Source organism: Asticcacaulis sp., assembly GCF_020217185.1.
Taxonomy (GTDB): domain Bacteria; phylum Pseudomonadota; class Alphaproteobacteria; order Caulobacterales; family Caulobacteraceae; genus Asticcacaulis.
The window spans coordinates 1-10,000 of sequence record NZ_JAIWNX010000124.1 but is presented as its reverse complement, the minus strand read 5'-3'; the positions used below and the strand labels follow the sequence as shown (position 1 = coordinate 10,000).

The following is a 10,000-nucleotide window of genomic DNA, read 5'->3' as shown; positions in this document are numbered from 1 at the left end:
CGCGCCGCGCCAGGGCGGGCGTCGGCCACATGCCGTTATAGCCCCAATAGCCCCATGAAATCGCGGAATAGAGTTTGATGCGTTTGCCATTCAGCCGCAAAAGCGCATTGGTGCCGATCCCTTCGACAGCAAACCAGCGAAAGCCAAAACGCACGGTCTTTGATGACAGGCCGGTCTTACCCTTCCAGTCGAAGCGCATATGGTAGAGGTGGCGATTTTCCAGGTCCCACAGCTTCGCATCAGGGGCGTGAAGATCATAGACCAGCGTCGCTACGCCGTTTTCGATCTTGGCACTTTTTAAAGCGGTTTTGACTTTAACCGACTTTCCGTCCGGGCCTTGCAACCGGACAGAAGCGCGTTTGGCGAGGCCCTCCGCGCTGATTTTGTCCGTCAACCGCACCTGCATATGGGCGGTGACTTTACGGGGCTCAGGCGTATTGAGCACCCATGCGTCCTCGATATGGCTGTCCAGCGGATGTACGCTGAGGGTCATGCCGCGGTCCAGCCCGCCAAACCCGTGCGAAGCAAACAGCTTAAGCTTACCCCACATCATGGTGGTGGAATCGCGCCAGTCGTAGCGTCCACCCGGATTGGTAATGCGGATGGCCAGACGGTTGGTCCCGCCGGGAGCCATGGCACTGGTCAGATCGCAATCGAACGGCTGTTCGGAGAGGATCGAATACCCAACCAGCTTTTCATTGAGGAACACCTCGGCGCGCAACCGCGCCCCCCGGATATGCAACAGAACGCGCTGGCCCTTGGCTGAGGCAGGAATAGTGATCTCTCGCCACCACCACGACACACCTCGATAAGCGCCGTTTTGCGGCACCGGATCGTCTTCGGCATAGCGGTATTCATCGCCCGTATAGGGCCGCAATCCAAAGCGGCCCCAGAAGTGCTGCTCAACCGTGGCCGGCAGGGTAACCGTGGCTTCGGGGGTCAGCGCCCCCCACCCTCCGGTCGGTGGATTGACCGGAAGGGTCTTCAGGTCCGCCTGCGCCGGCAGATAGATGACATCGTCCTTATAGGGAGCTTTTTCGTCGATCCACAGGCTCCAGCCCTCGTCGGGTACACCCCACGCAGATGTCTCCGCGCCTGCTGAGGGGGCCGCCACAGCAGCGGCGGCACCACTCGCGGCGGTAACGGTGAGAAAATTACGGCGATGGAGTTGGGTCATGGTTCACTCAGGAGCTCCCTCTTGCGGGTTCGCGAACAGAGGGTGGGAAAAGGTCGTTATTGAATCCAGTTACGATCGGGGAACACGCTCTCCAGCCGCCATTTTGCGGCCTGATCGGCGGTTAACCGCTTCGCCCAGAAGACCCGCTGGCTGACATCCGCGCCGGGTCCACTGGAATTGTATTCGGCAAAGTGCGCCGTGGCGTAGGTCTCGGTCTTGCCCGGCGTCCATTCGCGCCAGCCTTCCGGATGAATACGCCCGTCGATGCGCGTATCAAGGAAAATGACCTGCGCATAGGGTCGCCACGCCCGCCCGAAATAGTAACTCCCCTCGCCTGCCGTGGTAAGGCGACAATGATCGAACACATAGGCCGTGGTTTCGCTGTCGGCCGTGCGACTGTGGGCCGTGATGAAGGCGCCGTTCCGCTCAATGATATGCAGATGGCAGCGATCAAAGAAGGCCAGAGCATTGCCGAAGATGAAATCGACATGCCCTTCGATGTAGCAATCCTTATAGTACTGGCGGCTTGGGAGGGTCGGTTTTTTTGATGCCGCATAGAGGGTGTCCTGCGCCCCCAGTAGCCGGACATTGCGCAAAACCGCGCGGTCAGCGCTTATCGATAAGGCCACGGCCTGAGAGGGATTGTCCGGCTGAGTGAGGTGGTAATCGTTCTGGATCGTCAGGTTGCTGGCGCGGAAGCCATCGCCACTGACGGTAAACGACGCCGACTTGCCCGTGCCCCCGGCCATCTTCGCGCTATCGCCCCAGACAATGACCACGTCTTCCGGCTTTTTGCCCTTCCCGACCAGATGCACGCCCGGCTTCGACAGGCTGAGTTTTTCGCGGTAGGTCCCCGGCGCAATCTCAACCACGCCTCCCGCATCAGGCAGAGCCGCAAAGGCCTCAGCCAGAGTCTTGTATTGCGTCGGTACACGCACAATCGCCTGCGCCTGTGCGAAAACCGGGTGGGCTGCGATCAAGACCAGCCCGCCCGCCCCGCAGAACAGTCGGCGATTCAGCATGGGTCGTTTTGCGCTCATCAGCGTTTCCTCAAAAAATGCTGTTCAAATGTAAGACTGGAGCTGTTCAAGGAATGAGGTCCCGTTTCAGTTCCGGAACCGCGCGCGCCAGCTCATAGGCAACGATTTTGGAAAAAAAGTCTGCACCCTCTCTGCCCAGATGCGTGTAGTCGAAACTCAGCTTTGCCTGCCCCAGAGGCTCTTGGGCATTGCGTATCTGCTCTTCGGTAAGCGGGGTCTGAGCCGGTGCCGCAGGCACGCCTGTGGACCCGGAAATCGTCGTCCCCGTTTTGCCCGCTTCCAGTACTTCCGGGCTGGGCGGCTTTTGCGCAAATCGCATGGCGGCCACGGGACCCATTGCCTGAACCTCGCTTTGTGAGCGCGCGTAAAGATCCACAAGGGGTACGTCCAGTTCCGCCGCCACCTTGCGCGTGGCGGCGGCCCACGGAGCCAGATCGGTCTCCAGCACGCCATTTTTGAACCCGCGACGCGTCAGGGGCGTCACCAGCACCGGTATAGCCCCGGCCGCACGGGCTTCATTGACGTAGCGCTTCAAAAGCTGCGGAAATTCGTTTTCGAGGTCTGTGGAACGGCCGGGTTTACCCGGTTGATCATTATGGCCAAACTGAATGAGGACGTAGGTTTTTGAAAAACCGCCGCTTTTCATTTCAGACAGAGCAATATCCCAAGAGCCTTCGGCAATATAGTTGAAGGTCGAACGCCCGCCTCTGGCCAGGTTTATACAGGCCACGAATGAGCTTAGGTGATGGCCGCAAAAACTGGGCCCCCAGCCCCCCAGAACCGCCGTAGTGGAATCGCCGACCAGAATGACCTTTTTGGCATTGATCTTCTTGATCTGGGCACGGGCTTCAATGTCCTGTGGCGACAGATTGGGTGTGGTCTGCGAAAGGGCCGGCGCGGCTAACAGGCTGAGCGCGAGCATCGCTGAGCCAAAGGCAATGGACTTTTTCATACCGGAGGCAGGCACAGTCATGGTGAGCATTTCTCTCATGAGATTTTTTTCTTCTCCCGGCGTTACAGCGCCCGGTAGCGGAAGTTGCGAAAGCGTGCCTCGCCCTGCCCGGCGGCGTAGAAGCCCGGTTTGAGCATCAGGAAGCCGCCGCGCACATTGTGGTGATAGCCTGACACCTCCATGCCGCGGTCAAAACGCCGCCAGGTCTGACCATCAGACGAGGTGTCAAAGGTCACAATATGCCGGTCGTTGCGCAGGCGCATGAACATCCGGCGGCCGTGCGGATTGGCCGGACGCCCGCGTTCGATGCCATACTGATGCGTGACGAAGTTTTTGCCATCAAACCCCAGACCGCAATAGAGTTTGGTGTCATAGAACAGCAGCAGGCCGGCGCGCACGCCCTCGTCGATCTCGATATCCATCTCGATCTCATAGGCGGGATCACCGACTATGGTGATCAGCGGCGCGCCGGAGCTGGGCGCTTCACCCACCGCCCTGAGATGCAGCACACCGTTTTCGCGGCGGATACGGCTTTTCTCGTCCGGCGACGGGTTAAAGAAGTTCCACTGGATGCCGTACTTATCCGTCGTAAAGTCGTCCGACAGGGCAAACCCGTGCGAAGGCTGAAACCCATGCGGTTTGCCACCCTTGGGCTTCTTTATGGGCTGCGACAGGTCCCCGCCGCCGAAATCAAACCAACCGTCCTTTGACCACGTTACCGGGGCCAGCAGGGTCTGCCGCCCCAGCGTCCAGAAGCCGTTTTCATAGCCGTGATAGACGCCCCACCAGTCGCCCGCCGGTCCTTCGACCAGCGTGGCGTGGCCGCGCGACCACCACTTTTCTTCCGCGGACGTCGTGCGTACCAGCGGATTGCGCGGGTGGTGTTCCCACGGCCCGTTGATCGATTTCGAGCGCGCCGCAATGACCATGTGCCCGGTCGGCGGGCCAGCCGTGCCCCCGACAGCCAGGATCATGTAATAATACTGACCGTGCCGCGTGATCTTTGGCCCTTCCGGGGCAAAGCCTTCAACGATCCAGTCGGACGGATAGCGCCACGGATCATAGACGTGCTCGACCTCACCGGCTTTCGACAGACCGTCGTCCGACAGCCGCACGCGATCACCGCCCGACAGGAACAACCAGCGCGACCCGTCTTCGCCCACCGCATGGCCGGGGTCGATATGGTTGGGCAGGTCGAGGTCGATCGGCTCGGACCACGGCCCCTCGATACGGTCGGCCCAGATCACCCATGAGGTGGTCTTGGAGCCCGGTGCCGAGGTCCTCTTGGTCGGGATGTACAGATAATAACGCCTCTTGTGCTTGCACAGTTCCGGAGCCCAGACCGAGCCGATATTGCGGGTCAGAGCCGGACCGATGGGACGCCAGTTGACGAGGTCCTTCGAATGCCAGATCACCAGACCCGGATAGGCATCGAAGGTTGAAAACGTCATATAGTAATCGTCACCGTCCTTCAGGATCGACGGATCGGGATGGTCCCCAGCCATGATCGGGTTGAGGAAGGTGCCGTCACCCAGATCCGGCTGACGCTGGCCCTCAATGCCCTTAGGCCATGTCGCAGGCTTGGCCTGCGGGGCGGCCGCCACCGCTCCGGGCGCACCGAACAGGAATGCGCCGAGGCCGAGAGCCTTCATTGTGTTACGCCGGGTACTGATCATTTTCACCTTCCTTCCCGCTCGACAGGGACATGGCCGAAGCCTCAAGGGCACGCGTTTGATTTGCTTAGCGGTGTATTACGCCCACCTCACCCTTACGGCTTTGCCAAACAGGGTTGACCTCTGTTGGTCCACACCACGTTAGGGCGATATGTCGAAAAGTGTGAGCGGCTTTCGACAAAATATCTCGACAAAACAGAAATTTAGAGCGGGATGACGCTTCGATTTAAAATCATCCCGCTCTGGCATCCCGTTCACGGATATTGAACCAGAGACGAAAAAAGGGCAGGCGATAAGGTTATCTTACACCTGCCCTGTACAAACGAGGGGGCTCAGGTTTCCCTCAGATGTCAGTTGAAAGGTGCCGCCACAGGGAGTGTAAACGGCACCCGTATTTACAAACGCAGAAAAAAACGCGTCGCCTGAGCCTGAACAGAGCGATCCCTGCGAACAGGGATAGCCGCCGAATTTAGTACTTGTACCGCACGCCCAGCGTCAGTTGACGGCCGGTCGAGCCGTACTGGCTGACCACGGTCTGGCTGGTGGCGCCATAACCGAAACGGTTGGTCGTTTCATTGGTCATGTTCAGACCTTCGAGCGTGATGGTCAGACGCTTGGTCGGCTTGTAGCTCATCGAGAAGTCAACGTTTTGCGTCGGCAAAGAGCCAGCAAAATCGTTGATCAGCGGCGAGTTACAGGGGGTACCATCGCTGTTCAGGCCCGGCGAACACGAACCCGCGGCCAACGGATAGGTGGTGTAATAGCCTTCGCGCTTGGCCATCGAGACGCGGGCGCTGAACATATCCGTTTCATAGTAGAGGGTCAGGTTGATGGCGTCGGGTGACGCCCCCAGCCACGGCCCGTTACCAAAGGTCGGGGCCACGGTCGCGGTGCCGGGGTCCAGAATATAGGTTAGCTTGGAATCGATATGCGTCATGTTGAACTGCACACCGGTGTTTTTGAGAATCCACGGCAGGAAGGTGAAGTCCTGCTGATAGCTGAATTCCCAGCCTTCCAGCGTGCCGCCGGGCGCATCGCGGAACTGACGCGCTGTCGCTTCGCCATTGGCGTCAATATAGGCCAGTCGCGCATTGTCCGCGATCGACCCGGTATTGAACTGAAGCTTCAGGGTCGCCAGATCCTCCGCCGACAGGAAGTTCGACAGCGGAGCCGAGAACAGAACCGTCTGCGGATAGGAAGCGATGTCCTTTTTGAATACCGCCATCGACAGCAGCCCACCCTTGGCGAAGTACCATTCCGCCGACAGGTCGTAGGTCTTGCCGCGGAAGGGTTGCAGCTTCGGGTTACCGATGGTCAAGGTCGCGCCCGTAACACCTCCCGTGGTGGGGATGCTGATGGCGGTGATGGACGGCGACAGATTGCCCAGAAGCGGACGCGCCATCACCTTGGCCGCAGCGGCGCGCAGATAGACGTTCGGGACGACCTGCCAGGCCACGTTAAACGAAGGCAGTGTGTCGGTATATTCGTTGCGCCCGGTGATTGGACGCCCACCCGAAGTGTTGCCGTAGGAAGTCAGGTCCGTCTTGACCTGACGCACGCCGATATTACCGAAGACGTTGCCGCCCAACACATCGTAGTCGAAGTTGAGTTGCAGATAGCCGCCTTCGCTGCGCTCCTGCACCTTGAAGTTTTCGCGGCCACCGTTGCGCTTGCCGTGAATGCGCCAGTCGCCCCACTTGTTGATACAGTTACAGGTGAAGTCGAACACCGAATTGAAGCCTTCGATGGACGGGGCGAAAAACGAGGTCGTCGTACCGCCCGGCACATCCAGCCCCTGCCCGAACTGAACTACGCGGCCTAGAGACGCCACAGAGACCTTGGCTTCCTTTTCGGTCGGGTTGAGCAGGTCGCTTTCCCGCTCCAGCAGGTTGGTCTGGAAGTCGTACTTGCGCGAGGTGACACCGAACTTGAGCGACAGATTTTCGTTCAGTTCATAGCCAAAATCGGCCTTGGCGCCGGCATATTTGTTGGTCACAAAACGCTGGTAGTGGCGGATGGCCGAGAAGCCCTTGACCATGCCCCAGTTGGCGGGATCAGCCGCGTTGAAACCGAGGTTAAACACCGGCATCTCGCCGCCGCCGCGTTCGTCAAAGACAAAGCTTTCCGGCGAGTCCATGCGGTTGAATTCGACCAGCAGACCCTGGTTTTCGTTGTAGGACTCCGACGCGCCAAGGGTGAAATCCCCCGTCAGGCGATCGGTGAACTTCTGATTCAGGTTGAACGAAAGCTGTTTGAATTCCGTGGTATAGAAATTGCGGTCAGCGCCTGAGCGCCAATCGACGTTACGCAGCACCAGATAGTCTGCCACGCCATTCGACACATTGGCCGCCAGCACGTCCGTGGCCTGACGCCCGATCAGCTTGTCACGGAAGCCCAGCAGATCGGTAGAGGCCACGTAACCCGGATTCCGCGTACCATTGACGAACTCTGCATTGTAGTAATCGTAGGGGTCGAGGTTGTTCGGATTGTACGAGAAGGCGGTGCCCGAAACGAGCGTCGTACCATTCAGGGTCTGACCACAGTCGATGGCCGCGCGCACGTCTGTGGCATCCTGCCGTGTACAGGTGCCGGGATAAAGCGCCCGGCGGTTGGCCAGACTCAGAGCCGTACCGGGATTGGTGCCCGTATTGCTTGTGGCTGCTTTTGAGGCATCGTTCAACGCAGTCCCATAACCCGCATTGGTATTATCGCGGTTCAGGCCCACCGATGACACCTGATAGATGGTGCTCTCATTGCGGAACTTGGAATACAAGCCATCGATCGAAACGCGCGTATTGGGGTTCGGCTGCATCTGGAACGAGGCGGTTATCCCCAGACGTTCCTGATGCAGGTCCTGCTGTTCAATTGAGCCCAGAGCCGGAATACGAACCAAGGACGCATTGAGTGGATTATGTAGCAAATTGTAAGCGGTCTGATCGGAACCCGTGACCGCATTGGCATAGTTGGTGTTCGATATAGGCAACGGACAGGTAAAGCCCGCCGGACGCACTGGCGTCGTGGTACCGGGGCACAAACCGCCATCGGTGAGAGTGGTCGCCGGGAAGGTCGTACCTGCGGGCGCAGAGAAGCCTGCCCGCATCGGTATTTCATTGGTCAGCCAAGTGGCGTTCCGATACAGATATTCCGACTGACCAATACCGCGGCGGTACTGATCGTTCTCTGAGTCACGCTCGGAATAGGCCACCGAAGCGAGGAAGCCCAGCTTGCCATCCGCCCAGCGCTTCGAGATCAGCCCCGTGACGCGCGGATTGTGGAAACCGCCATTGTCGTAATAGGCGTCCTGAATCGAAAAGGCGTACTGATCCTTCTTGTAATCGAACGGACGGCCGGTGATCAGATCAACCGTTGCGCCCAGCGAGCCTTCATCGGTTTCGGCCGACGAGCTTTTGCGCACACGCAGGCTGTTGAACAGTTCAGACGCAAAGGTGTTGAAGTCAAACGCCCGCGAGCGGTTGGGGTTGGAACCGGCGTCATTGGCCCCAGCCGTGGACAGGGCTTCGAGGCCGTTGATACGCACGCGCGTAAAGTCAGCCCCCAGACCGCGCACGGTGATCGTGCGGCCTTCGCCATTGTCGCGGTCGATCGAGATACCGGGGATGCGTTGCAGAGACTCGGCCAGGTTGGCATCGGGGAAGTCGGCAATGTCCTCGGCATTAATGGCATCCATCATCACGTCGGCTTTGCGCTTGGTCGTCAGCGCGCTTTGCAGGCTGGCGCGATAACCCGTCACGATAACCGTCGTCGGCTCCTCGGCGGCCGGGCTCGCCTCCTGCGCACTCGCCACAGCGGGCGCGATCAGCGTTAACGCCCCAAGCGATATACTGGCAAGCAATGCCGCTCGCAGACCGCCGTGCGGCCCTGTGTTTGCTAATTTCATTTGTTTCTCCCTGAGATATTTATTCGTTGCCGCCCAAGAATGGCTGTCGCATCGCACCGAGACACCGGTGTCACGCAGCCTTACCTAATAAGACCGGGGGACTGTTTATTTCCGACATGCCGAAGACGTTTTTTTTCGCTCAGGAGCCATGAGGGAGCTAAAAGGTGTAATTGAGACCGAGGGAAACCGTCCGGCCACTCCACTGAACGTCAACGAGCCGCCTTGTTTCCAGCCCCTCCCATGTGCGAGAAGGTTCGTCTGTAAGATTGAGCCCTTCCAGGCGCAGGTGCAAACTGGGGGTAATCTTGTACGCAAGCGCCGCGCTGAGGTAGAACGATCCATCGACACCTGCGGCATCTGATATTCGTGCTCCGGGCACGCTCGTCAGATAGGCGCTACGATGAACGCCTGTCACCTGAGCTTCAAGGTTAGTAATGCGATAGAAAAGCGTCGCGCGAGCGGTGCGCGGGGACAAATTTAGCAAGTCGAAGTGTACAGGGCGACGTTGACCCTGATCGTCGAGGAAATACTCGATGTCACTTTTTATTTGCGTATAGTTGAGGTCAAGGCCAAGACCTGAAAACAGACTCCCTGCCCCTCGCGCCCGCCAGCGCAAATTGAACTCGAGGCCGTTCACCTCCCCCCCGCGGGTATTAATCACTTCGGTGATGAGGAAATCATCGGACGGAGCGGCGCCTGTGTTCTCAAGAAGTGTCTCCGAGAGCCCCGTACTGGCATAGGACCCCACGGATGAGTAATTTTGGATATAGGTACTGATGTGCTTATAAAATGAGCCGAGCGACAGATTGAGATCTCGTGAGGGATACCACTCGGCAGCCAGATCGATCGTGGCTCCTCGGATCGGTTTGATTAGCGGATTGCCTGAAATGACCTGTCTGGAACCTCCGCCAATGTTCAGGGCCGTTGCTGCCGCGATGTTCGTTAGAGGGGGACGCGACATGACCTTGGCAAGTCCCAATCGGACGACCTGTGTCGGGCTGAGTTCCAATGCAATGTTCGCCGTTGGGAGCGTATCTACATATCTTCGCGATACCGTCTCAAGACGCGGTGCCGAAGGTGAAGCCAGATTGGCTTCATTATAAAACTCAGAGTTCTGATGGGTCTCAATGACCCTCAAGCCGGCGTCCGCCTTAATGGGAAACGGGCCCCACATTCCCTCAAAGGTCCACTCCACAAACGCGGCCAGATCAGTCTCTGTAACCGACTGATTAAACCCTCTGGCCAAGGGAACATCGCGAG

At 58.7% G+C, this 10,000-nt stretch carries 6 protein-coding genes; all 6 read right to left on the bottom strand.

Annotated features, from left to right (window positions below; genetic code table 11):
- Window positions 1-1,177: sugar-binding domain-containing protein (locus LDL37_RS06140; RefSeq protein ID WP_290795648.1), on the bottom strand; the 1,177-nt coding region annotated here is incomplete at its 3' end.
- A gap of 56 nt (window positions 1,178-1,233) precedes the next feature.
- Window positions 1,234-2,217, bottom strand: a complete 984-nt coding sequence (locus tag LDL37_RS06135) for a pectinesterase family protein (protein ID WP_290795646.1) — start codon at window positions 2,215-2,217, stop codon at window positions 1,234-1,236.
- A 46-nt stretch (window positions 2,218-2,263) separates the two neighbouring features.
- Entirely contained in the window at window positions 2,264-3,190 is a 927-nt protein-coding gene (locus LDL37_RS06130; RefSeq protein WP_290795644.1) for a rhamnogalacturonan acetylesterase, read from the bottom strand.
- Window positions 3,191-3,231: 41 nt separating this feature from the next.
- The gene (locus LDL37_RS06125) at window positions 3,232-4,845 is read right to left on the bottom strand and encodes a family 43 glycosylhydrolase (RefSeq protein ID WP_290795642.1); all 1,614 of its coding nucleotides are present in this window, start codon (window positions 4,843-4,845) and stop codon (window positions 3,232-3,234) included.
- Window positions 4,846-5,311: 466 nt separating this feature from the next.
- Window positions 5,312-8,740 (bottom strand): TonB-dependent receptor, encoded by a 3,429-nt coding sequence (locus tag LDL37_RS06120; protein ID WP_290795640.1) that lies wholly within the window; start codon window positions 8,738-8,740, stop codon window positions 5,312-5,314.
- Window positions 8,741-8,897: 157 nt separating this feature from the next.
- A partial coding sequence (locus tag LDL37_RS06115) for a TonB-dependent receptor (RefSeq protein ID WP_290795638.1) occupies window positions 8,898-10,000 on the bottom strand: 1,103 nt, incomplete at its 5' end.

Bases quoted from the DNA above. Each gene is read 5' to 3' on its own strand.
- LDL37_RS06135 (WP_290795646.1), bottom strand. From the start codon at position 2,217: ATGAGCGCAAAACGACCCATGCTGAATCGCCGACTGTTCTGCGGGGCG.
- LDL37_RS06130 (WP_290795644.1), bottom strand. From the start codon at position 3,190: ATGACTGTGCCTGCCTCCGGTATGAAAAAGTCCATTGCCTTTGGCTCA.
- LDL37_RS06125 (WP_290795642.1), bottom strand. From the start codon at position 4,845: ATGATCAGTACCCGGCGTAACACAATGAAGGCTCTCGGCCTCGGCGCA.
- LDL37_RS06120 (WP_290795640.1), bottom strand. From the start codon at position 8,740: ATGAAATTAGCAAACACAGGGCCGCACGGCGGTCTGCGAGCGGCATTG.